Annotated in this window: 25 protein-coding genes; 21 read left to right on the forward strand and 4 right to left on the reverse strand. The window is 62.5% G+C overall.

Annotated elements, in window-relative coordinates; translation table 11 throughout:
- Positions 1-5: 5 nt before the first annotated feature.
- The 7 genes from fba (at position 6) to gph (ending at position 6026) form a co-directional block, all read left to right on the forward strand.
- On the forward strand, positions 6-1085 hold the full coding sequence (gene fba / locus BLT09_RS22400) for a class II fructose-bisphosphate aldolase (protein WP_091596788.1): 1080 nt from the start codon (positions 6-8) through the stop codon (positions 1083-1085).
- Between the two features lie 21 nt (positions 1086-1106).
- Complete coding sequence (locus tag BLT09_RS22405) at positions 1107-2600, forward strand: ribulose-bisphosphate carboxylase large subunit (RefSeq protein ID WP_023797691.1); 1494 nt, start codon at positions 1107-1109, stop codon at positions 2598-2600.
- An 18-nt stretch (positions 2601-2618) separates the two neighbouring features.
- A complete protein-coding gene (locus BLT09_RS22410) occupies positions 2619-3053 on the forward strand; it encodes a ribulose bisphosphate carboxylase small subunit (RefSeq protein WP_023797690.1) in 435 nt (144 codons plus the stop codon).
- 8 nt (positions 3054-3061) lie between these two features.
- The gene (gene cbbX, locus BLT09_RS22415) at positions 3062-4000 is read left to right on the forward strand and encodes a CbbX protein (RefSeq protein ID WP_091596791.1); all 939 of its coding nucleotides are present in this window, start codon (positions 3062-3064) and stop codon (positions 3998-4000) included.
- 61 nt (positions 4001-4061) lie between these two features.
- Positions 4062-4748, forward strand: coding sequence for a ribulose-phosphate 3-epimerase (gene rpe, locus BLT09_RS22420; protein WP_091596891.1), 687 nt, complete (start codon positions 4062-4064; stop codon positions 4746-4748).
- 22 nt (positions 4749-4770) lie between these two features.
- Positions 4771-5328: a thioredoxin family protein gene (locus BLT09_RS22425; protein ID WP_091596793.1), complete on the forward strand. Its 558-nt coding sequence runs from the start codon at positions 4771-4773 to the stop codon at positions 5326-5328.
- Positions 5329-5336: 8 nt separating this feature from the next.
- The gene (gene gph / locus BLT09_RS22430; protein WP_236473705.1) at positions 5337-6026 is read left to right on the forward strand and encodes a phosphoglycolate phosphatase; all 690 of its coding nucleotides are present in this window, start codon (positions 5337-5339) and stop codon (positions 6024-6026) included.
- A gap of 83 nt (positions 6027-6109) precedes the next feature.
- Here the strand turns inward: gph and BLT09_RS22435 are convergent, their stop codons facing one another.
- The gene (locus tag BLT09_RS22435; RefSeq protein WP_027151302.1) at positions 6110-6490 is read right to left on the reverse strand and encodes a c-type cytochrome; all 381 of its coding nucleotides are present in this window, start codon (positions 6488-6490) and stop codon (positions 6110-6112) included.
- Between the two features lie 593 nt (positions 6491-7083).
- Here BLT09_RS22435 and BLT09_RS22445 point away from each other — a divergent pair.
- From BLT09_RS22445 to BLT09_RS22470, 6 genes are all read left to right on the forward strand, one after another.
- Complete coding sequence (locus tag BLT09_RS22445) at positions 7084-7293, forward strand: hypothetical protein (RefSeq protein ID WP_027151301.1); 210 nt, start codon at positions 7084-7086, stop codon at positions 7291-7293.
- A 39-nt stretch (positions 7294-7332) separates the two neighbouring features.
- Positions 7333-8319, forward strand: a complete 987-nt coding sequence (locus BLT09_RS22450) for an ABC transporter substrate-binding protein (protein WP_091596804.1) — start codon at positions 7333-7335, stop codon at positions 8317-8319.
- A gap of 44 nt (positions 8320-8363) precedes the next feature.
- Positions 8364-9143 carry an ABC transporter permease gene (locus tag BLT09_RS22455; protein WP_236473725.1) on the forward strand — a complete coding sequence of 260 codons (780 nt, stop codon included), beginning with the start codon at positions 8364-8366 and terminating at the stop codon, positions 9141-9143.
- A complete protein-coding gene (locus tag BLT09_RS22460) occupies positions 9112-9852 on the forward strand; it encodes an ABC transporter ATP-binding protein (RefSeq protein WP_091596810.1) in 741 nt (246 codons plus the stop codon). The genes BLT09_RS22455 and BLT09_RS22460 overlap by 32 nt, the downstream gene beginning before the upstream one ends.
- Before the next feature lie 36 nt (positions 9853-9888).
- The gene (locus BLT09_RS22465; RefSeq protein WP_091596812.1) at positions 9889-10860 is read left to right on the forward strand and encodes a quinoprotein relay system zinc metallohydrolase 2; all 972 of its coding nucleotides are present in this window, start codon (positions 9889-9891) and stop codon (positions 10858-10860) included.
- Positions 10861-10973: 113 nt separating this feature from the next.
- Positions 10974-11837 (forward strand): quinoprotein dehydrogenase-associated SoxYZ-like carrier, encoded by an 864-nt coding sequence (locus tag BLT09_RS22470; protein WP_091596815.1) that lies wholly within the window; start codon positions 10974-10976, stop codon positions 11835-11837.
- Between the two features lie 46 nt (positions 11838-11883).
- Here BLT09_RS22470 and BLT09_RS22475 read toward each other — a convergent pair whose 3' ends face one another.
- Positions 11884-12237 (reverse strand): hypothetical protein, encoded by a 354-nt coding sequence (locus BLT09_RS22475; RefSeq protein WP_023797678.1) that lies wholly within the window; start codon positions 12235-12237, stop codon positions 11884-11886.
- A 673-nt stretch (positions 12238-12910) separates the two neighbouring features.
- Here BLT09_RS22475 and BLT09_RS22480 point away from each other — a divergent pair.
- From BLT09_RS22480 to BLT09_RS22495, 4 genes are all read left to right on the forward strand, one after another.
- A complete protein-coding gene (locus BLT09_RS22480) occupies positions 12911-14809 on the forward strand; it encodes a methanol/ethanol family PQQ-dependent dehydrogenase (protein ID WP_091596818.1) in 1899 nt (632 codons plus the stop codon).
- A 200-nt stretch (positions 14810-15009) separates the two neighbouring features.
- Complete coding sequence (locus BLT09_RS22485; RefSeq protein ID WP_091596821.1) at positions 15010-15531, forward strand: c-type cytochrome, methanol metabolism-related; 522 nt, start codon at positions 15010-15012, stop codon at positions 15529-15531.
- A 1-nt stretch (position 15532) separates the two neighbouring features.
- A complete protein-coding gene (locus BLT09_RS22490; RefSeq protein WP_167366503.1) occupies positions 15533-16396 on the forward strand; it encodes a quinoprotein dehydrogenase-associated putative ABC transporter substrate-binding protein in 864 nt (287 codons plus the stop codon).
- Between the two features lie 10 nt (positions 16397-16406).
- Positions 16407-16964, forward strand: a complete 558-nt coding sequence (locus BLT09_RS22495; protein WP_091596827.1) for a PQQ-dependent catabolism-associated CXXCW motif protein — start codon at positions 16407-16409, stop codon at positions 16962-16964.
- Between the two features lie 57 nt (positions 16965-17021).
- Here the strand turns inward: BLT09_RS22495 and BLT09_RS34395 are convergent, their stop codons facing one another.
- Positions 17022-17159 (reverse strand): hypothetical protein, encoded by a 138-nt coding sequence (locus BLT09_RS34395; RefSeq protein WP_167366504.1) that lies wholly within the window; start codon positions 17157-17159, stop codon positions 17022-17024.
- 220 nt (positions 17160-17379) lie between these two features.
- Between BLT09_RS34395 and pqqB the strand changes: the two genes are divergently transcribed.
- Genes pqqB through pqqE form a run of 4 tightly spaced genes read left to right on the forward strand, consistent with a single transcriptional unit; the run spans position 17380 to position 20484 of the window.
- Complete coding sequence (gene pqqB, locus BLT09_RS22500) at positions 17380-18318, forward strand: pyrroloquinoline quinone biosynthesis protein PqqB (protein WP_091596830.1); 939 nt, start codon at positions 17380-17382, stop codon at positions 18316-18318.
- A complete protein-coding gene (gene pqqC / locus BLT09_RS22505; RefSeq protein ID WP_023797670.1) occupies positions 18315-19073 on the forward strand; it encodes a pyrroloquinoline-quinone synthase PqqC in 759 nt (252 codons plus the stop codon). Before pqqB ends, pqqC begins: the two co-directional genes overlap by 4 nt.
- Positions 19070-19366, forward strand: coding sequence for a pyrroloquinoline quinone biosynthesis peptide chaperone PqqD (gene pqqD / locus BLT09_RS22510; protein WP_023797669.1), 297 nt, complete (start codon positions 19070-19072; stop codon positions 19364-19366). Before pqqC ends, pqqD begins: the two co-directional genes overlap by 4 nt.
- Complete coding sequence (gene pqqE, locus BLT09_RS22515) at positions 19363-20484, forward strand: pyrroloquinoline quinone biosynthesis protein PqqE (RefSeq protein ID WP_091596832.1); 1122 nt, start codon at positions 19363-19365, stop codon at positions 20482-20484. Before pqqD ends, pqqE begins: the two co-directional genes overlap by 4 nt.
- 90 nt (positions 20485-20574) lie before the next feature.
- On the opposite strand, the gene folP is transcribed toward pqqE, so the two are convergent.
- The gene (gene folP, locus BLT09_RS22520; protein ID WP_091596835.1) at positions 20575-21408 is read right to left on the reverse strand and encodes a dihydropteroate synthase; all 834 of its coding nucleotides are present in this window, start codon (positions 21406-21408) and stop codon (positions 20575-20577) included.
- Between the last annotated feature and the right edge of the window lie 20 nt (positions 21409-21428).

Here is a 21428-nt window from a genome sequence, read left to right on the forward strand (position 1 = left end):
CCAAAATGGCCCGCATCACCCTTCGCCAGCTTCTCGACCATGCCGCCGAGCACGGCTACGGCGTTCCGGCATTCAACATCAACAACATGGAACAGGGCCTTGCCATCATGGAGGCAGCCGGGGCCTGCGATGCGCCGGTCATCATCCAGGCCTCGCGCGGCGCCCGCTCCTATGCCAACGACATCATGCTGGCCAAGATGATGGAGGCGTTGACCGAAATGCATCCGGCCATTCCGCTCTGTATCCATCAGGACCACGGCAACAACGAAGCCACCTGCCTTTCGGCGATCCGCCACGGCTTCACCTCGGTGATGATGGACGGCTCGTTGATGGCGGACGCCAAGACGCCGGCGAGCTACGACTACAACGTCGCCATCACCGAACGTGTCGCACGCATGGCGCATTGGGTCGGCGCTTCCGTCGAAGGCGAGCTCGGCGTGCTCGGCTCGCTGGAAACCGGCCAGGGCGAGGACGAGGACGGGCATGGCGCCGAAGGCGCGCTTTCCCACGACCAGCTTTTGACCGATCCCGATCAGGCGGTCGACTTCGTCACCGCCACCCGGGTCGACGCGCTGGCGATCGCCTGCGGCACTTCGCACGGCGCCTACAAATTCAGCCGCAAGCCCGACGGCGGCATCCTCGCCATGCAGGTGATCGAGGCGATCCACGAAAAGCTGCCCAACACGCATCTGGTCATGCATGGCTCTTCCTCGGTACCGCAGGAACTGCAGGACGTCATCAACCGATATGGCGGCGAGATGCCCCAGACCTTTGGGGTTCCGGTCGAGGAGATCGAGCGCGGCATCCGTTACGGCGTGCGCAAGGTAAACATCGACACCGATTGCCGCATGGCCATGGCCGGGCAGTTCCGCCGCGTCGCGACGGAGGACCCGCGCGAATTCGATCCGCGCAAATTCCTGAAACCCGCCATGGATGCCCTGCGCGACCTTTGCCGCGATCGCTTCGAGCGCTTCGGCACCGCGGGCAACGCCTCCAAGATCAGGGTCATCGCCATGGACGAGATGGCCAAACGTTATGCCGCGGGAAAACTCGACCCGCAAATCGCAACCGCGAAAGCCGCCTGAGCGGCAAACAGGAGACCTGTCATGAACAAGATCGACATGCCGTCAGCTGGCACGCTCAAGGAAGGCAAGGAACGCTACAAGTCGGGCGTCATCCCCTACAAGAAGATGGGCTACTGGGAGCCGGATTACCGGCCCAAGGAGACCGATCTGATCGCCATGTTTCGGATCACGCCGCAGCCAGGCGTCGACCACGAGGAGGCGGCGGCAGCCATCGCCGGTGAATCCTCCACCGCGACGTGGACGGTGGTGTGGACCGACAGGCTGACTGCCTGCGAGCTCTACCGCGCCAAGGCGTTCAGATCCGAGCCGGTGCCGAACACCGGTCCCGGCACCAAGACCGAGCAGCAGTACTTCGCCTACATCGCCTACGACCTCGACCTGTTCGAGCCGGGCTCAATCGCCAACCTGACCGCATCGATCATCGGCAACGTGTTCGGCTTCAAGGCAGTCAAGGCCTTGCGGCTCGAGGACATGCGCATCCCGGTGGCTTACCTGAAGACCTTCCAGGGCCCGGCGACCGGCATCGTGGTGGAACGCGAGCGGCTCGACAAGTTCGGCCGGCCGCTGCTCGGCGCGACGACGAAGCCGAAGCTTGGCCTGTCAGGCCGCAACTATGGCCGCGTCGTCTACGAGGCGCTGAAGGGTGGCCTCGACTTCGTCAAGGACGACGAGAACATCAACTCGCAGCCGTTCATGCACTGGCGCGACCGCTTCCTCTACTGCATGGAGGCCGTGAACAAGGCGTCGGCCGCCACCGGCGAGGTCAAGGGCCATTATCTCAACGTCACCGCCGGCACGATGGAGGAGATGTACGAGCGCGCCGAATTCGCAAAACAGCTTGGCTCCTGCATCGTCATGATCGACCTGGTCATCGGCTACACGGCGATCCAGTCGATGGCCAAATGGGCACGCCGCAACGACATGATCCTGCACCTGCACCGCGCCGGCAACTCGACCTATTCGCGCCAGAAGAACCACGGCATGAATTTTCGCGTCATCTGCAAATGGATGCGGATGGCCGGCGTCGACCACATCCATGCCGGTACCGTTGTCGGCAAGCTGGAAGGCGACCCGCTGATGATCAAGGGCTTCTATGACACGCTGCGCGAGGAGCGCACGCCGCAGAACCTCGAAACCGGGCTGTTCTTCGACCAGGATTGGGCCTCGCTCAACAAGGTGATGCCCGTCGCCTCGGGTGGCATCCATGCCGGCCAGATGCACCAGCTGATCCATTATCTCGGCGAGGACGTCGTCCTGCAGTTCGGCGGCGGCACGATCGGCCATCCGGACGGCATCCAGGCCGGCGCGACGGCCAATCGCGTCGCGTTGGAGGCGATGATCCTCGCCCGCAACGAGGGCCGCGACTATCTGCGCGAAGGCACCAAAATCCTCGAACAGGCGGCCAGATGGTGCACGCCGCTGAAAGCTGCCCTGGAGACCTGGAAGGACGTCACCTTCAACTACGAATCGACCGACACGGCCGACTTCGTGCCAACCGCAACGCCCAGCTTCTAGACGAAAGGAACCGTCGCCATGATGACCAATCCGGGAAACAAGGTCACGCAGGGACAGTTTTCGTTCCTGCCCGACCTGACCGATGAGCAGATTTCGGCGCAGATCAAATACGCGCTGAAAAACCACTGGGCGGTCAGCGTCGAGTACACGGACGATCCGCATCCGCGAAACACCTATTGGGAAATGTACGGCAACCCGATGTTCGACCTGAAGGACCCGGCGGGCATCCTGCTTGAAGTCAACAATTGCCGGAAAGCCATGCCCAACATGTATGTCCGGGTCACCGCCTTCGATTCGAGCAAGGGCTGGGAAGCGCCGCGCATGTCGTTCATCGTCAATCGGCCGCCCAACGAACCCGGGTTCCGGCTGCTGCGCCAGGAGCGCGACGGCCGCAGCCAGGGCTATTCGATCGTGCCTTATGCGACCGACAGGCCCGAAGGCGAGCGGAGCTAGCCGAAACCATGCTGGACGCGATAGCAAAGGGCACTGCCGCGCCGGACGAATCGGTCGATCTGCAAGCCGAGTTCGAGGCGTCCAACATCGATGAGGTGCTGGGCAAGCTCGACCGCGAACTCGTTGGCCTGAAGCCCATCAAGACCCGCATCCGCGAGATCGCGGCGCTGCTCCTGGTCGACCGGCTTCGCCGCAAGTTCGGCCTGACCTCGGGCGCGCCGACGCTGCACATGAACTTCACTGGAAACCCCGGCACCGGAAAGACCACCGTGGCGCTCAGGATGGCCGAAATCCTGCATCGTCTCGGCTATGTCCGCGAGGGTCACATGGTCGCAGTGACGCGAGACGATCTCGTCGGCCAGTATGTCGGCCACACCGCGCCCAAAACCCGCGAAGTGATCAAGCGCGCCATGGGCGGGGTGCTTTTCATCGACGAGGCCTACTATCTCTACAAGCCCGAGAACGAACGCGACTACGGCCAGGAATCGATCGAGATCCTGCTGCAATGCATGGAAAACAACCGTGACGATCTGGTTGTGATTCTTGCCGGTTACAAGGACAAGATGGACCGCTTCTTTAACAGCAATCCCGGCATGCGCTCGCGCATCGCCCACCACCTCGATTTTCCCGACTACGGCGTCGGCGAGCTCAAATCGATCGCCGAGATCATACTGGCGGAACAGAATTACCGTCTCAGCGAGGCGGCGGCCAAGGCGCTCGAAGAGTATCTGCCGATCCGCATGCGGCTGCCGCATTTCTCCAACGCGCGCTCGGTCCGCAATGGGCTCGACCGGGCGCGGCTTCGCCAGGCCAACCGGCTTTTCACGTCGCGCGACCGGGTGTTGACGAAGACCGACCTTATCACCATTGAGGAATCCGATATTCGCGGCAGCCGCGTGTTCGCGGAAGGCAAGCTCGAAGGCGAACCGGAGACGAAGGCGCGCTGACACGATGACGCCGGTTGGTGTGCAGCGACCGGAAACCGAAGACGGAATGGAGCCGACGACCATGGGTACCAAGACAATCATCGCCCCCTCGGTGCTTTCTGCGGATTTCTCGCGGCTCGGCGACGAGGTCGAAGCAGTCGTCCGGGCGGGCGCCGACTGGATCCATCTCGACGTGATGGACGGTCATTTCGTGCCCAACATCACCTTCGGTCCGCCGGTGATCAAGGCGATCCGCAATCGAACCGACAAGGTCTTCGACTGTCACCTGATGATTGCGCCGGCCGACGCCTATCTCGCCGCCTTCGCCGATGCCGGCTGCGACATCATCACCGTGCACGCCGAGGCCGGGCCGCATCTCGACCGTTCGCTGCAGGCGATCAGGAATCTCGGCAAGAAGGCCGGCGTGTCGCTGAACCCGTCGACGCCGGAAAGCGTCATCGAATATGTGCTCGACCGGCTCGATCTGGTGCTTCTGATGACGGTCAATCCGGGCTTCGGCGGCCAGGCGTTCATTCCGGCGGTCGTCGACAAGGTCAGGCGGGTCAAGGCGCTGATCGGCAATCGCCCGATCGACATCGAGATCGACGGCGGCGTCACCCCCGAGACCGCCCCGCTGGTCAGCGCGGCCGGCGCCAATGTGCTGGTCGCCGGCTCGGCTATCTTCAAGGGCGGCAGCGAGGCGGCCTATCGCGCCAATATCGGCGCCATCAGGCAGGCAGCCGACGGCGCGATCCGGAAAGCCGCGTAAACCCATTTCATCGGAGCATAACATGGGGGCAATCCCACCTGTCTGCGATTTCGGCTGGCAAGCCATCGATGCCGTCTTGCCCGGCGTCGACGGCAAATCGCATTCGATCTTCAGCCATGCCGGTCCGAACGGGCTGGTGGTGGCCTTCATCTGCAACCACTGCCCTTACGTGAAGGCGGTGATTTCCCGCATCGTCCGCGATGCCGACGACCTCAAGCCCGAAGGCATCGGCTTTGTCGCGATCAACGCCAACGATGCCGACGCCTATCCGGATGATTCCTTCGACAACATGAAGCTCTTCGCCAAGGCGAACGGCTTCACTTTCCCCTACCTCCACGACGAGCGCCAGACGGTGGCGCGTGCCTATGGAGCCGTTTGCACTCCGGATTTCTTCGGGCTCAACAGCGAATTGACGCTGCAATATCGCGGCAGGCTGGACGCGGCGCGGCGCGACGCTGGACCGCCCGGACTAAGACGCGACCTTTTCGAGGCGATGAGGCAAATTGCCCGAACCGGCGACGGACCGCTGGACCAGATCGCTTCGATCGGCTGCTCGATCAAGTGGAAGGACGCCGCATGAACGTCGGCATGAGTAGGCCGTTTCGATCGCCGAAGGCGATCCTGTTCGATCTCGACGGCACGCTGGTCGATTCGGCGCCCGATATAACCGCCGCGGTCAACGAATTGCTGGCCGGTCGCGATCTGCCGCCGCTGCGCCTGGAACAGGTCAGGGCGATGATCGGCGGCGGCGTCAGGAAACTGGTCGAGCGAGCCTTCGCGGCATCCGGCGCGCCGCTCCTCGGCAGCGCCCTCGACGAGGCCAACCGTGCCATGGCGCCGATCTACCGCAGACATCTGACCGGCCTGACGACGCTGATGCCCGGCGTCAGGGAGGTTCTCACCCACTTCCATTTGAGCGGAATAGCCATGGGCGTGGTGACCAACAAGCCGCAGCTGGCGGCTCGCGAAATCCTGCTGCATTTCGGGCTGACGGAGCATCTCGGCGCGATCGTCGGCGGAGACGCGGTGACTTGCCTGAAACCGGCGCCCGACGCTCTGCTGCTGGCGCTCGACCAGCTTCAGGTCGAGCCTCGTGACGCACTGATGGTCGGAGACAGCGGCGCCGACGTGGCCGCCGCCCGCGCCGCCGGCATGCCGGCTATCCTGCTGCGTGGCGGCTACACCCAAATTGCCGTTGAAGCGCTTGGCGCCGACCTCGTTTGCGACGGCCTGCTCGATCTGCCTTCCGCGATGCGCAGGCTGCAAGACGCCGCTTGACCGGCGCCAACCAGTGCGGGCGCCGGCCGAACGCAGTTTGCGAACGGCCGGCGAAGTCGCGTTACTCCTGCAGAAAAACCGGGTTATTTGGAGTATTGCTTCAGATAGGCGATGACGTTGGCGAGATCCTCGTCCTTCTTGAGACCGGGAAACGCCATCTTCGTACCCTTGATCATGCCCTTCGGGTCGCGAAGATAATTCGTCAGCGTGGCTTCGTCCCATTTGACGCCGGATTTGCCCGCCTCGGCCATCGGTTTGGAATATTTGAACCCCGGATGCGTGCCGGCCGTCCGGCCGATAACGCCGCTCAATGACGGGCCGATCTTGTTCTTGTCCTCGTCGACGACGTGGCAGGCCTTGCACTTGGCGAAGACCTTCTCACCCGCCGCGGCATCCTGTGCCTGCGATTGGTTTGTAATAAACGTCGCAACGGACACGACGGCGAAAAATGCGACTGCACGCATGGCATTTCCTCATTGATCGTCAAGGTGCCCTGGACGATTAGCGCATGCCTTTGTCTGATCATCGGCATGCATCGTTTTATACAGAGCGAAAACGTCTCCGTTGTGGAGTTGCAACGCCTGCACCCTGGAAGCTACCCGGCAGATGAGCGATGTCAACCGGTACCCAAGTTCAAGGCAGTCGCTTCGGGTTTGCGCTGCCTTCCAACGTTGAAGGCTGGCGAAAGCCGAAGCGACATCCAATCTCCCCCCTTGCGGGGGAGATGTCCGGCAGGACAGAGGGGGGTGGGAAGGATCGCCAACTTTCGGCTTTATCCATCCCAACCGGAAATCAGCCTGAGGGTGTGGCTGTAATTGATCGACAGGTCGGAGGGACAGCCCCCCCTCTGCCCTGCCGGGCATCTCCCCCGCAAGGGGGGAGATCGGCAGCTTCACCGACGGCGCGATTGACGGCCATCGGGCGAACGCGTAGCCTCAAACCATTCCGGTTTTCCATGGGCACCTCGGGACTCCGGCAGTTGGCGATTTTGTCCAGGCTCGCGGATCGGGCCGGAACTCGCCAAAGCGGGCGTCTTCAAGCGCGCAAGAGGTGCTGAATGGATATGGTCGACCTCATCTTGACGGTTTGCCTGATTGCCAATCCGGGCAATTGCCGAGACGAACATCTCTATTTCGAGAGCCGCGGCTCACTGTTCCAATGCATGATGCTGGCGCCCACCGAAATCGCGAAATGGTCGCAGGAACACCCGACCCTCAAGGTCAAGCGCTGGAAATGCGCTTTCCCGAACAAAGACCGTGCGATCTGATCGGCGCCCCGGCCCGTTACGGCCCCGGGAGGAGACATCATGATGATTTCGCGTCGAGGAACGCTCCGGCTGGCGGCTCTTGGAACAGCCGCGGCACTTGTCCCAAAGCCCTCATTCGCCACGAACCGGGTTCGCATCGGTGTGCTGAAATTCGGCACCGTGAGCTGGGCGCTTGACACGCTGAAGCACCACAGATTCGACGGAGCCAACGGTATCGATCTGGAGGTCGTCGATTTCGCCGGCGAGGATGCAACCAACGTCGCCTTGCTGGCCGGTGCGATCGACATGATCGTCTCCGACTGGCTGTGGGTCTCGCGCCAGCGCTCCGAAGGCGTCGACCTCACATTGGTCCCCTATTCGACCGCCGTCGGGGCGATCATGGTGAAGGAGGGAGCGCCGATCCGCACGATCACCGATCTCAGGGGAAAAAAGCTCGGCGTCGCCGGCGGACCTCTCGATAAAAGCTGGCTGCTGATCCAGGCGCTGGCCAGACGCGATCACGACCTCGACCTGGCGGCAACCAGCGACATTGTCTTTGGCGCGCCGCCGCTGATTTCGGAAAAGGCGATGCAGGACGAGCTCGATGCGGTGCTCAATTTCTGGCATTTCTGCGCCCGGCTCGAGGCCAACGGCTTTCGTCGGCTGATCGGCGCCGATGCTGCGGCGAAAGCGCTCGGGGCCTCGGGCGCCGTATCGGCGCTCGGCTATGTCTTTCATGACAAATGGGCGGACGAAAATCCGGACGCTATCAGGGGCTTCATCAAGGCTTCGGCGCAGTCCAAGGACTTGCTGGCCAGATCCGACGATGAGTGGCTGCGCCTTGCGCCTGATATCCGCGCGCAAGGCGAGGAACTGGCCAAACTGCGTGACCGCTATCGCGAGGGCATTCCCAGACGCCCCGTCGCCGAGGATGCGGCCGACGCCGGCAGGCTTTACCGCGTGCTGGCCGAGATCGGCGGCGAAAAGCTGGTCGGCCGCGCGCCCGAGATGGCGCCCGGCACGTTCTGGCAGGTACCCCCGCAATGAGCGCACCTGATACCGGCGATCGCCCGCCTGGCGCTGCGGCCGGCATGTCCAGCCAAGCCGGCCTGGCAGCGGCGCTGACACCGGTGCTGACGGTCGCGGCCTCTCTGCTCGGGCTTGGCCTGCTGTGGGGCCTTGCGGCAAATGCCTGGCCGAGCCGTGCCTTTCCGGGGCCGGGAATGGTCTGGCAGGTGCTGCTCGCAGAGGCGGCGAACGGCGAACTTTTCTACCATCTCGGCGCGACGCTCGGCCGGGTTGCCGCGGCCTATGTCGTCGCGATGGTTGTTGGCTCGGTCATCGGCGTTCTCCTCGGCAGCCACCGCAGCGCAGACCGGTTCTTCGCTCCCTGGGTGGTCCTGTTCCTCAACATTCCCGCACTGGTCGTCATCGTGCTTGCCTACATCTGGTTCGGCCTCAACGAAGCGGCGGCGATTGGCGCGGTTGCCGTCAACAAGATCCCGAATGTCGTGGTGACGATGCGCGAAGGCGCCAGGGCGCTTGATCCGAGTTACGCCGAAATGGCCGCCGTCTACCGCTTTGGTCTCCTCGACCGCGCCCGCCATGTCCTGCTGCCGCAACTGCAGCCCTATCTTGCCGCCGCCTCACGATCCGGCATCGCCCTCATCTGGAAGATCGTCCTGGTGGTCGAACTGCTCGGCCGCTCCAACGGCGTCGGCTTCCAGATTTATCTTTATTTCCAGCTCTTCGACGTCGCCGCCATTCTTGCCTACACCCTGGCTTTCGTGGCGGTGATGCTTGTCATCGAACTCTTTCTGGTGCAGCCCGTTGAACGACATGCAACCCGTTGGCGGCGTCGTCCCGCTTAGGGTCGACATCGCCGAAAAGATCTTTAGGTCCGCGCAAGGCGTCTCGATCAAGGCGCTCCAGGACCTTTCCTTCGAGGTCCGGCAAGGCGAATTCGCCTGCTTGCTGGGGCCGTCCGGCTGCGGCAAGACCACGACGCTGCGCATCCTGCTTGGGTTGGACAAGGACTTTTCCGGCTCGTTCCAGCTGCCTGAAGGCGGCTCCGACCGGATCGCCGCCGTGTTCCAGGAGCCGGTCTTGCTGCCGTGGCGGACGGTAGAGCAGAATGTCAGGCTGGCGCTGCCGAAAAGCCTGAGGACGAAGAATCTCGACGGGCTGTTCGACACGCTCGGCCTCGCCGGCATGCGCGCGCTCTATCCGGCGGAGCTTTCGCTCGGCCTTGCCCGCAGGGCAGCGCTTGCCAGGGCCTTCGCCACCGAACCGGCGGTGCTGTTCCTGGACGAACCCTTTGCCTCACTCGACGAACGGACCGCCGAGCGGCTTCGGCACCTGCTTTTGACCGTGTGGTCGGCGCGGCCCACGACGGCCCTGATGGTAACCCACAATCTGCGCGAGGCCCTGATGCTGTCGGACCGCATCATCGTGCTCGCGCAGCGGCCGGCGCATGTCCTCGGCATGTTCGACGTAAGGCTGCCGCGGCACTATCGCAATTCACAGGTGATGAGCGACCTTTTACGGTCGTTCCAGCAAAAATTTCCGGGCGTGGCCTGATCGCCTTACAGTTCGGAACCATATCGGGAGGAAACCATGCCGATCGACAGGATACGACGCAAGCTTGTGAACGGCTTCGCCTGCACCGCGGTCAGCGCCGCGATGCTGCCCTGTTGCCTCGGGCGGGCCGCTCTCGCCGCAGCCTATGGCCTTGAATTCAAGCTCAGGAAAGTCGCCGACGGCGTCTTCGCGTTCCAGGGCGTCGATGAATTGATGAGCGCCGCCAACCAGGGCGCGATCTCCAACCTCGGCGTCGTCGTCGGCGCCGACGCCGTCGCCGTCATCGACAGCGGCGGCAGCCTGATCGAGGCGAACGCCCTCATCGCCGAAATAGGCAAGATAAGCGCCAAGCCGGTCCGCTACCTGATCAACACCCACATGCACCCCGACCATGTCTTCGGCAACGCGGCGTTCCGGCAAATCGGCGCCACCATCGTCGGCCACCACAATCTGCCGCGCGCCCTCGAGGCGCGCGGCGCCTTCTACCTGCAGAACTTTCGCGAACAGATCGGCGACGCGCTCATCAAAGGGATCGAGATCATACCGCCGACGATGCTGGTCGACGATCGCCTGCAGCTCGACCTCGGCGGGCGCGTGCTCGAATTGCAGGCATGGAAGGCGGCTCACACCGACAACGACCTGACCGTCTTCGACAGCGCGACCCGCACGCTGTTTGCCGGCGATCTGGTTTTCATCGGTTCCTTGCCGACGCTCGACGGATCGCTGCTCGGCTGGCTCCGCCAGATGGATGGGCTCGCCGCGATTGGCGCCACGCGCGTCGTGCCGGGTCATGGCCCGGTGCCGGCCGACTGGCCGGCGGCGCTGACGGGAGAGCGGCGCTATTTCGAAATTCTGGCGCGCGATATTCGCAAGGCGATCGCCGACGGGACGCCGCTCCGCGACGCCGTCAAGACCGCCGGCGCAAGCGAACGGAGCAATTGGCATCTGTTCGACGACTACAACGAGCGCAATGCAACAGCCGCCTTTGCCGAACTCGAATGGGAATAGGTCACAGCGACGAGCGCTGGACGTGGTGGATCGATTTGCCAAACGCATCGTCAAGGGTCTATCCTCGACATCGGCCTGGGCACCACCTCTCTGACATTGGTGGAGGCATCGAAATGCAGAACCACGCTTACCGGAGCCGGCAGCTCGGCTTGCCGCTCGCAGCCATCTTCGCCGCGATCATCCTGGCCATCGGCGCGCTCTTTGGCGCCTCCGGCGCCGCCAACGCCCAGCAGACAACCGCCTCTTCGGACAGGATCTGGCAGGATATGAAAGGCGACGTGTTCGGCGATCGGGCGATTCTGGTCGATAGCGGCGTCGTCAGGATCGAGGCGCCGAAGCGGGCGCAGGATGCCGCCATCGTGCCCGTCGACATCTATATCGACCCGGCCAAGGCGCCCGCCGGCATCAAATCCGTCACCTTGATCATCGACGTCAATCCAGCGCCGGTGGCGGCGACGTTCGAGATCGGCAAGGACGCCGGCGTGACACATCTGTCGACGCGCGTGCGCGTCGACGACTATTCCTATTTGCGTGCCATAGCAGAGACGCAGGGCGGCGAGCTTCACATGGCCCAGACCTTCGTCAAGGCGTCAGGCGGATGCTCCGCCCCGGCGCTCAAGAACCAGGACGAGGCGATGGCGACGATGGGGCAGATGAAGCTGCGCCAATTCCCGCCGCAAGAGACGATGACAAAGGCGCAGGAATTGCAGCTGATGATCCGCCACCCGAACAATTCGGGCCTGCAGCGCAACCCCTTGACCCAGTATTTCATCCCCGCGCATTTCGTTCAGAAACTGTCGGTCTCGCAGGCAGACCGGCTGATCCTGTCGATGGAAGGGGGGATATCGATTTCGGAAGATCCCAATTTCCGGTTCGATTTCACCGCGCACGGCACTGGCCAAATCCAGGTCGAAGCGATCGATACGGACGGCAAGGTATTTCGCAATCAATGGCCGCTGGAGGCTACGGGGCTTTGAAGCCTCGAAACCGTATGCAGCCGCCGTCGGCGGTCTTACACAGCGTCTAAAAGCAGCGCACGTCGGCTTCCGCCTGCGCGCGCTTCAGTCCCGTGCTTGCGGCTTTTGCCGGCGCGCTTTCGCGGAACAGTCCCGAACGCTCCCCTGTCGTCAGGGACATGCTCTTGAAGGTCTCGGCCCTTTCATAGTCCTCGAAGGGAAGGATCGAGGCGATGACGTCGATCGAGCAGGAACAGCTCTCCAGCGCCCGACGTGTCTGGCCATTCGTCTGCATGCAGCCGAGCACATAGTCGACAACCGTCACCGTCGGATAATCTGAGGCGGCGCCGGCCGGATTGGCGAAGGCCAGGGCCGACGTGAGCAACAGCGGCAAGCTCGAAAAGCCGACATATCTGATCATGGGGAACCTCCGATTGGCCCGGAACGTGACAGATCGAGCCCAATGGATCGAGACGGATCACCGCACCAGTTGGCCTCCTGTCGCCACGCCCGTCAAGTTCTCATGCAGGCCATATAGTACCAAAGGACAGGGCCGTCCCGGCCGGCAAAAGGCCTCCCCGACAGCACGAACATCGGCTCCGAATCCTGGTGCTGAGCTTGATTTCAGGTCTCCTCCACTATCGGCACCCGAAGCTACGCGCGCATACTTAAAATCATACGATCCAGCGAATATTCCCAAATAAAAATCAATACATTTTGCCCAAAAAATACGTAAAATTTAACCACTTATATAAATCGCGCTTCATCCACAGTCGATCAATAGCTTTCAGTCCGGATTTTTTCATATCTATTTCTCTATATTGCAGTGCAACATAGATGGAAGTGATTTTTCTTGCCTTCCTTCTGGGGATGACATAGCTTCATCCTGTTTCCGGCTTCAAGGGCGTCACCGTCAATTAGGGAGCGGCGACAGTCTTTCGTAGGCCAGGTGGGATGGGCAGTAACGGTGCCCTCTGCTCATTCGGCTTAGGTCGTGACACGCTGCCGGAAATACTTCCCCCACATGAATCGCTTGGGCAAGCCCTGGTGGGCTCAACGGACGATTCGTCATTGTGCACCCTGGGAGGACTTTGATGCGTGTATTAGCGAAAACTGCCTACCTACTAACGACCGCGGCGCTCATGTCGTTCGGCGCGGTCCACATGACGTCGGCCAATGAAGAACTGATGAAAATGGCCGAGAATCCCAAGGACTGGGTGATGCAGACGGGTGACTACGCCAACACCCGCTTTTCCAAGCTCAACCAGATCACCAAGGACAATGTGAAGAACCTGCAGGTCAAGTGGACCTTCTCCACTGGCGTGCTGCGCGGCCATGAAGGCGGGCCGCTGGTCATCGGCGATGTGATGTATGTCCACGCGCCGTTCCCGAACACCGTCTATGCTCTCGATCTCAAGAATGACGGAAAGATCCTCTGGAAATACGAGCCCAAGCAAGACCCGAATGTTATTGGCATCATGTGCTGCGACACGGTCAACCGTGGCGTTGCCTATGGTGACGGCAAGATCATCCTCAATCAGGCCGATACCACCGTCGTGGCGCTCGATGCCAAGTCCGGCAAAGTCGTCTGGACGGTCAAGAACGGCGACCAGATCGACGGCGGAAAGGGCGAATCCGGCACGTCGGCGCCTGTGGTCGTCAAGGACAAGGTCATCGTCGGCATCTCCGGCGCCGAATATGGCGTTCGCGGCCACCTCTCGGCCTACAATCTTTCGGATGGCAAGCTTGCCTGGCGGGCCTATTCGACGGGACCCGATGCAGAAACCCTGATCGATCCCGAAAAGACCACCCATCTCGGCAAACCGGTCGGCGCGGACTCGGGCACGAACACCTGGGAAGGCGAGCAGTGGAAGACCGGTGGCGGCACGACTTGGGGATGGTACGCCTATGATCCCAAGCTTAACCTGATCTACTACGGCACCGGCAATCCATCGACCTGGAACCCGGTCCAGAGGCCAGGCGACAATCGCTGGTCGATGACGATCATGGCTCGCGATGCGGATACCGGGATGGCCAAGTGGCTCTACCAGATGACCCCGCATGACGAGTGGGATTATGACGGCGTCAACGAGATGATCCTTGTCGACGGCATGGACATCAAGGGCGCCAAGCGCGATGTGCTGGTGCACTTCGACCGCAATGGCTTTGCCTACACCATGGATCGCGCCAATGGCGAGCTTCTCGTCGCCAAGAAATACGATCCGGCAGTGAACTGGGCGACGGAAGTCAACATGGACCCCAGCAGCGACCAGTACGGCCGCCCGCAGGTGGTCGCCAAATATTCGACCCAGCAGAACGGCGAAGACACCAACTCGACGGGCATCTGCCCGGCCGCGCTTGGAACCAAGGACCAGCAGCCGGCGACCTATTCGCCGAAGACCGGTCTGTTCTACGTGCCGACAAACCATGTCTGCATGGACTATGAGCCCTACAAGGTGAGCTACACCGCCGGTCAGCCTTACGTGGGCGCCACCGTGTCGATGTATCCTCCCCCCGGAGCCGACCACATGGGCAACTTCATTGCCTGGGATGCTGCCAAGGGCGAGATCGTCTGGTCCAAGCCCGAGAAGTTCTCGGTCTGGTCGGGCGCGCTGGCGACTGACGGCGACGTGGTCTTCTACGGCACGCTCGAGGGCTACATCAAGGCAGTCGATCATGACGGCAATGAACTCTACAAGTTCAAGACCCCGTCCGGCATCATCGGCAACATCACGGCCTACGAGCATGGCGGCAAGCAATACATCGCCGTTCTGTCCGGCGTCGGTGGATGGGCTGGTATCGGTCTGGCAGGTGGACTGCTTTCGCCCGAAAACGCCGCTGCCTGGCATGGCGCCGTCGATCAGGGCCGTGCGCAAGGCGACGAGGCTGCGGTCGTTGGGACCGCTGGTCTGGGCGCGGTCGGTGGCTACGCAGCACTTGCCGACTACACGACGCTGGGCGGCCAGCTCACCGTCTTCGGTCTCCCGGACTGATAAAAACGGGAACGACTGAAACACGGGAACCATAGGCACGCCTCGGTTTTTGAGAAGACCAAGGCTTGAAAAGCGAGAGCCCGGATCACCGGGAAGCCAGGACCGGGCTCTCAATTTCGCCGCGCACCCACATCGATCCATGCCGCTTCACGACAGCAAACCGTGTGCAGGCGAAATCAAGAAATCAAGGAAGTAGCTGAATGTCCGTTCGCATTGTAATTTCCGCTCTCGCCCTGGCGCTGCCTCTGGCAAGTTCAAGCCTCGCGCATGCCCAGGACAGCGCTGAAAAAGCCAAGGCCGTGACGGAAGAAGGCGGCAAGCATTTCGACGCGGAGGGAAATCCGACCTTCAAGATCGAAAACGGAGCCGTCGACTGGTATACGTTCAGCGGTTACCGCCGGTATCACTCCGATTGCCATGTCTGTCACGGACCGGACGGCACCGGTTCGAGCTATGCGCCGGCCCTGCTCAACAGCCTGAAAACAATGGATTACGCCACCTTCATCTCGATCGTCGCCGAGGGCCGCAAGAATGTCGGCGGCGGCAAGGAAAATGTCATGCCTGCCTTTGGCGAAAACAAGAACGTCTATTGCTACATGGATGATCTCTACGTCTATCTGCGTGCCCGCGCCGACGGTGCGGCGCCGCGCGGCAGGCCGCCGAAGAAAGCAGACAAGCCACAGGCAGCGAAGGATGCCGAAGCATCCTGCATGGGTGGATGATATGATTGGCCGTGACGCGTTGAAGCTGCGTTTTGTCCTGCCGATGCTCGGCGCACTCGCCTTGCTGCCTGCGAACGCCCAGGCGCAGGACGCCGGCCTTGGTGCCGCGGGCGAACTGGTCGACCCAGACATTCTGCGCGTCTGCGCCGATCCTTCGAACATGCCGTTCACCGACGAGAGCGGCGAAGGCTTCGAAAACCGGCTGGCCGACCTGGTTGCCGCGAAAACCGGCCGAAAGTCCGTCGCCTATACATGGTTTCCTCTTGTCGCCGGCTTCGTGCGCAACACGCTGGCGGCCAACCGATGCGACATCATCATGGGCTATGCCCAGGGCGATGAACTGGTGCAGAACACCAACGCCTACTATCGCTCGTCCTATGTGCTGGTGCACCCGAAGGGCAACGGCATGGAAGGCGTCGAGACCATCGAGGATCCGAAACTCACCGGCAAGAGGATCGGCGTCGTCGAAAGCACACCACCGACGGCCAACATGGCCGCCAACAAGCTCATGCGAACGGCAAAGATCTATCCGCTGGCGGTGGATACCCGCCTCACCCCTTCCATGGGGGAAGTCATGATCAAGGACATGCTCGCCGGCAAGATCGATGCGGCGGTCATGTGGGGACCGATGGCGGGCTACTATGCCAAGCAACTCGGTGCCGATCTCACGATCGTTCCGCTGGTGAAGGAGAAAACCGGCTCGCGCATGTCATACCGCATCACCATGGGCGTGCGTCCATCCGACCAGGAATGGAAGCGGACGCTCAACCGGGTGATCAGGGAAAACCAGGCGGAGATCACCAGGATCCTGCTGGACTACGATGTGCCGCTGATCGACGAACACGATAATCCGATCACGCAATGACGAGAAACGCATGAAGGAAAAGGAGACGATTTTGCTGGTTGCCGCGGGCCTTCTAGGTCTGACCGAACCGATGTGGGCTGGCGATATCGCCGAGCCCGGTGGCTACCGGATGGACGACTATCGGGCGCCGGTGCCGCAGACGCTGCAGGGCGCGAAGGTCGTGACGACGGCGGAGGCGGAGGCGCTGTGGCGGGAGAAGAAGGCGGTGTTCTTCGACGTCATGCCGAACACGCCGAAGCCGGCTAATTTGCCGGCGGGAACGATTTGGAGAGCCAAGATCAGAAAGGACATCCCAGGCAGCACCTGGCTGGCCAATGTCGGTTACGGTGCTATCTCCGAGGAGACCGCCAACTATTTTCGCCAAGGCCTCGCTGCCGAAGCCGGTCCCGACAAGTCGCGTGCCATTCTGTTCTATTGCATGACGAATTGCTGGATGTCGTGGAATGCCGCGAAGCGGGCCATCGAATGGGGCTACAGTTCGGTGATCTGGTATCCGCCCGGCGCCGATGGATGGGAACGTGCCAACCTTCCGCTGGAGGAAAGGAAGCCTTATGTGATTAGCAATTGAGCATGAGCATTGTTATTTTCAATCGTGTTGTTTTTCGACTTTTCAGGACCTGCCGTTTCATTTGTCCATTTTGAGAGCTGATGGACGAGCCATTGCAATGGTGCCCAGCAATGGTTGACCGAGAAAAGGATCGGCCCCTTCGGGCTGGTAGAAGAGGAGATATGCCATGAAGAAGAGCTGGACAAAACCGACCATGTGCCAAGTTGCTGCGGGCTTCGAGATTTCGCGGTATCTGCCTGCTGAAATTACTCCCAAGAAGTAGGCCGCAGAGGTGCGTGTCCCCGGCAACGGGGACACGCACTGCCATTTCGCGCGAGGTCTTGGTGAAAGGCTTTGATGCGTTCAATGCGGGCGCGAAGCCATTCGCGGTCGAAAATTTGCTGTTGGTTGAACAAGCCGCAGAGCGGGCATTGCAATGCGCTTGAAGATCATCGGCTCGGCGGCAGGCGGCGGCTTCCCGCAGTGGAATTGCAACTATCGCCTGAGCCGCGCGGCTCGCACCGGGATGGCTGGCGTGCATTCGCGAACCCAATCAAGCATCGCCGCCTCAGTGGATGGGGCCGGCTGGGTTCTCTTCAACGCCTCGCCCGATATCCGCCAGCAGATTGCGCAAACGCCTGAATTGCAGCCGGCGCAGGATGCGCCGTTGCGTTCGACACCCATCCGCGCGGTGGTGCTGACCAATGCCGATGTCGATCATGTCGCCGGCCTGCTCAGCCTGCGTGAGCGGCAGCCCTTCGCCATCTACGCAACGACACAGGTGCTGGCGACGCTGGAAGCGAACTCGATCTTCAATGTCCTCGATCCGGCGCTCGTGCCGCGACGCATCTTGCCGCCGGCTGAAGAACTGGCGATCTGCGACGCAGACGGCCACGACACCGGCGTGACTGTCGAGAGTTTTCCCGTGCCTGGCAAGATTGCCCTCTATCTCGAGGAAAGAAGCCGGCCGGATGCCAATTTCAGTTCCGACGCCGGCGACACGATCGGCGTCCGCATCGCTGGTGCCGGCAGTCACGGCTGCGTCTTCTATATCCCAGGCTGCGCGCGCATCGATGCGGCCCTGCGCACGCGCCTGGCCGATGCCGCCTGTGTCCTGTTCGATGGCACGGTCTACACCGACGACGAGATGATTGCCGCCGGCGTCGGCCAAAAGGCCGGTGCGCGCATGGGGCATCTGGCCATGTCGGGAGACGGTGGGTCGATCGCCGGCCTGGCCGATGTGGGGATCGGCCGCCGTGTCTTCGTCCACATCAACAACACCAATCCGGTTCTGGACGAGAATTCGGCCGAGCACGCAGCGGTCAAAGCGGCTGGCTGGGAAGTCGCCCGCGATGGGATGGAGATGGAATTTTGAGTGATTTCCACGACGCGGCCAGGAACGGCCTGTCCTCCAGCGAGCTGGAAGCCGTGCTGCGGCAGGTCGGCGCCGAGCGCTATCACAACCGCCATCCTTTCCACCACAGGATGACCAGCGGTGCGCTGTCGAGGACCGAGATGCAGGCCTGGGCGCTGAACCGCTACTGCTACCAGGCCGTCATCCCGCGCAAGGACGCCATGATCCTCGCACATGCGCAGGACCCGGCGTTTCGCGCCGCCTGGCGCAAACGCATCGAGGACCATGATGGCGAGGACGGCTGGAGCGGCGGCATCGCGCGCTGGCTGCATCTGGCGACCTCGCTCGGCCTCGATGCCGATGACGTGAAGAGCGAAAGGCTGGCGCTGCCGGCGACACGCTTCGCGGTCGGCGCCTACCTCGCCTTTTGCACGAACCGGACGCTGTTCGAGGCGGTCGCATCGTCGCTGACCGAGATGTTCTCGCCGCTCATCATCGGCGAACGGGTCCCGGCGATGCTGGCCAAATATGATTACATCACCGAGGATACGCTGGCCTATTTCAGCCGACGGCCCGAACAGGCCTCGCGCGACGCCGACTTCGCCCTCGCTTACGTGCTCGGCCATGCCGACACGGCGGAACGCCAGCAGCAGGCGATCGATGCGCTGGTGTTCAAATGCGATATACTGTGGGCCATGCTCGACGCGCTTCAACACGCCTATGGCGAGCCGGGAAACATCCCGCCCGGCGCCTTCCGTCCGGAGCCAGCCCAATGATGGCGCTGCGCGAAAGAGCTTTGGTGTCGTCGCGATCGGTGCCGTCGCTGCCGAAGCACGTGCGCATACAGTACGACCCCGTGCGGCAGGCGTTCGCCGTGCTCTCGCCGGAAAAGGTGTTTTGGCCCAACGACATCAGCCTCGATATATTGCGCCGCTGCGATGGACGGTCCACGGTCGGCCACATCATCGCCGAGCTTGCCGCGGATTATGACGCCGAACAGGAGGCGGTGGCGGCCGACGTCGTCGCCTTCCTGCAAGAATGGTCGGACAAGCTGCTGGTAAAACTATGAGCGAGCCCCTTCTCCCTCCGATCGGCATGCTGGCGGAACTGACGCATCGCTGCCCGCTGCAATGCCCGTATTGCTCCAATCCGCTCGAATTGCTGAAAGCCAATCGCGAACTCGATACACAGACCTGGCTTGATCTGTTCTCGCAGGCCGCCGATCTCGGCGTTCTCCAGGTGCATCTGTCGGGCGGCGAACCGACGCTGCGCCGCGACCTCGAGCAATTGATCGCCGGGCTTTCGGCGCGCGGCGTCTACACCAACCTGATCACCGCCGGCGTCGGCATTGCCGAAGGCCGCATCGAGGCGTTTGCCGAAGCCGGGCTCGACCATCTGCAGCTGAGCTTTCAAGGCGCACGGCCGGCGACCACCGACCGCATCGGCAATCACAAAGGCGGCCACGAAAAGAAGCTGGAGACGGCACGCCGCGCCCGCGCGGCCGGCCTGCCGCTTACCATCAACGCGCCGATCCATCGCCACAACATCGAGGAAGTGCCGGAATTCATCGACCTGGCGCTTTCTCTGGGCGCGGAGCGGCTCGAGATCGCCAACGTGCAGTATGCCGGCTGGGCGCTGACCAATCGCGATCAACTGATGCCCGAGCGCGCTGCGGTCGACCGTCAGGCGGAGATCGTCGCGGCGGCGCGCGAACGGCTCACCGGCATCATGAACATCGATTTCGTCACGCCGGATTATTTCGCCATCTATCCCAAGCCGTGCATGGGCGGCTGGGCGCGCGACGCCTTCATGGTGGCGCCGGACGGCACCGTGCTGCCATGCCATGCCGCACAGACCATCCCATCGCTCAGTTTTGAGCGTTTCGGCCCGCGCAGCCTGGCCGAAATCTGGACCGATTCGCCGGCATTCAACGCCTTTCGCGGCACCGACTGGATGCTTGAGCCCTGTCGCAGCTGCGAACGGCGTGAGATCGACTGGGGCGGTTGCCGCTGCCAGGCGATGGCGATTGCCGGCGACGCCGCCGCGACGGACCCGGCTTGCGCGAAATCGCCGATCCATGCGCGCATGGCCATGCTGATCGACGAAGCCCAGCGTGCTGCGGCAGTTCCTTCGAACGACGAACAATTCGTCTACCGGCGGATCGGCGTCGTCACCGAGCCCGCCTGACGCGCCTTCTTTTTTTATGCGTGTCGTTATCCCAAAACCGCTGCGCACCCTCGGGTCAGGGCCCGAGGGCATGCTTTTGGGCGACATGCATTATTCCCCGGTCTCGCGCTCGCGCACCGCGTCGGCGAATGCCAGTGCGTCGCGATTGACGGCAACGTTGTGGACGCGAAAGATCGCAGCGCCCTTCAGCCGCAGGATGACGCTTGTTGCCGCTGTGCCGACGTCTCGCCCCTCGTCACTTCCGCCGACCAGGTGACGGGCAAGGCGCTTGCGTGACGTGCCGACGAGCAATGGAAAACCGAGCGCGCGCAATTCACCGAAGCGAGCCATGAGCTCGAGGTTTTCCTCGCCGTCCTTGGCGAAAGCGAAGCCGGGGTCGAGCACGATCCGCTCGTCCGGGATGCCGGCGTCGCGCGCGATCTCCAGCGATCTGTTCAGGAACAGGAACTGGTCGGCGATCACATCCGCCAGTTTTTCGCGGCCGCGCCCGGTGTGCATGATGACGAGGCCGGCGCCGGTTTCCGCCGCAACCTGCGCGATGTCGGGTTCGCGCTGCAGGCCATGCACGTCGTTGACGATATGCGCGCCCGCGGCGACCGCCAGCCGCGCCGTCTCGGCCCTGTAGGTGTCGACCGAAACCAGGCTGCCGCCGTCGGACGACAGGGCCTCGATGACCGGCAGGATGCGCGCTTGTTCCTCGCGCGCCGAAACGGCGCCGGCGCCGGGCCGGGTGGATTCGCCGCCGACATCGATGATCGCCGCGCCCTCGCCGATCATGCGCCGCGCCTGCTGCAGCGCCCGCTCCGGCCGGTCGAATTCTCCGCCGTCGGAGAAACTGTCCGGCGTGACGTTCAAAATCCCCATCAGCAACGATTGCGCGCCAAGATCGAGATACCGTCCATGAGCAAGCTGCCAGCGCCTCATGCATCAACCTTTTTTCATAT

This window comes from Mesorhizobium muleiense (assembly GCF_900099905.1).
Taxonomy (GTDB): domain Bacteria; phylum Pseudomonadota; class Alphaproteobacteria; order Rhizobiales; family Rhizobiaceae; genus Mesorhizobium; species Mesorhizobium muleiense.

What these genes read in the sequence shown, in the direction of transcription:
- fba (WP_091596788.1), top strand. Translation starts at nt 6, where the DNA reads ATGGCCCGCATCACCCTTCGCCAGCTTCTCGACCATGCCGCCGAGCAC.
- BLT09_RS22490 (WP_167366503.1), top strand. Translation starts at nt 15,533, where the DNA reads ATGATTGGCCGTGACGCGTTGAAGCTGCGTTTTGTCCTGCCGATGCTC.
- BLT09_RS34395 (WP_167366504.1), bottom strand. Translation starts at nt 17,159, where the DNA reads ATGGTCGGTTTTGTCCAGCTCTTCTTCATGGCATATCTCCTCTTCTAC.
- cbbX (WP_091596791.1), top strand. Translation starts at nt 3,062, where the DNA reads ATGCTGGACGCGATAGCAAAGGGCACTGCCGCGCCGGACGAATCGGTC.
- BLT09_RS22465 (WP_091596812.1), top strand. Translation starts at nt 9,889, where the DNA reads ATGCCGATCGACAGGATACGACGCAAGCTTGTGAACGGCTTCGCCTGC.
- BLT09_RS22475 (WP_023797678.1), bottom strand. Translation starts at nt 12,237, where the DNA reads ATGATCAGATATGTCGGCTTTTCGAGCTTGCCGCTGTTGCTCACGTCG.
- BLT09_RS22480 (WP_091596818.1), top strand. Translation starts at nt 12,911, where the DNA reads ATGCGTGTATTAGCGAAAACTGCCTACCTACTAACGACCGCGGCGCTC.
- pqqE (WP_091596832.1), top strand. Translation starts at nt 19,363, where the DNA reads ATGAGCGAGCCCCTTCTCCCTCCGATCGGCATGCTGGCGGAACTGACG.
- BLT09_RS22450 (WP_091596804.1), top strand. Translation starts at nt 7,333, where the DNA reads ATGATGATTTCGCGTCGAGGAACGCTCCGGCTGGCGGCTCTTGGAACA.
- folP (WP_091596835.1), bottom strand. Translation starts at nt 21,408, where the DNA reads ATGAGGCGCTGGCAGCTTGCTCATGGACGGTATCTCGATCTTGGCGCG.
- BLT09_RS22405 (WP_023797691.1), top strand. Translation starts at nt 1,107, where the DNA reads ATGAACAAGATCGACATGCCGTCAGCTGGCACGCTCAAGGAAGGCAAG.
- BLT09_RS22485 (WP_091596821.1), top strand. Translation starts at nt 15,010, where the DNA reads ATGTCCGTTCGCATTGTAATTTCCGCTCTCGCCCTGGCGCTGCCTCTG.
- pqqB (WP_091596830.1), top strand. Translation starts at nt 17,380, where the DNA reads ATGCGCTTGAAGATCATCGGCTCGGCGGCAGGCGGCGGCTTCCCGCAG.
- rpe (WP_091596891.1), top strand. Translation starts at nt 4,062, where the DNA reads ATGGGTACCAAGACAATCATCGCCCCCTCGGTGCTTTCTGCGGATTTC.
- BLT09_RS22410 (WP_023797690.1), top strand. Translation starts at nt 2,619, where the DNA reads ATGATGACCAATCCGGGAAACAAGGTCACGCAGGGACAGTTTTCGTTC.
- BLT09_RS22495 (WP_091596827.1), top strand. Translation starts at nt 16,407, where the DNA reads ATGAAGGAAAAGGAGACGATTTTGCTGGTTGCCGCGGGCCTTCTAGGT.
- BLT09_RS22460 (WP_091596810.1), top strand. Translation starts at nt 9,112, where the DNA reads ATGCAACCCGTTGGCGGCGTCGTCCCGCTTAGGGTCGACATCGCCGAA.
- BLT09_RS22445 (WP_027151301.1), top strand. Translation starts at nt 7,084, where the DNA reads ATGGATATGGTCGACCTCATCTTGACGGTTTGCCTGATTGCCAATCCG.
- gph (WP_236473705.1), top strand. Translation starts at nt 5,337, where the DNA reads ATGAGTAGGCCGTTTCGATCGCCGAAGGCGATCCTGTTCGATCTCGAC.
- BLT09_RS22425 (WP_091596793.1), top strand. Translation starts at nt 4,771, where the DNA reads ATGGGGGCAATCCCACCTGTCTGCGATTTCGGCTGGCAAGCCATCGAT.
- pqqD (WP_023797669.1), top strand. Translation starts at nt 19,070, where the DNA reads ATGATGGCGCTGCGCGAAAGAGCTTTGGTGTCGTCGCGATCGGTGCCG.
- BLT09_RS22435 (WP_027151302.1), bottom strand. Translation starts at nt 6,490, where the DNA reads ATGCGTGCAGTCGCATTTTTCGCCGTCGTGTCCGTTGCGACGTTTATT.
- BLT09_RS22455 (WP_236473725.1), top strand. Translation starts at nt 8,364, where the DNA reads ATGTCCAGCCAAGCCGGCCTGGCAGCGGCGCTGACACCGGTGCTGACG.
- BLT09_RS22470 (WP_091596815.1), top strand. Translation starts at nt 10,974, where the DNA reads ATGCAGAACCACGCTTACCGGAGCCGGCAGCTCGGCTTGCCGCTCGCA.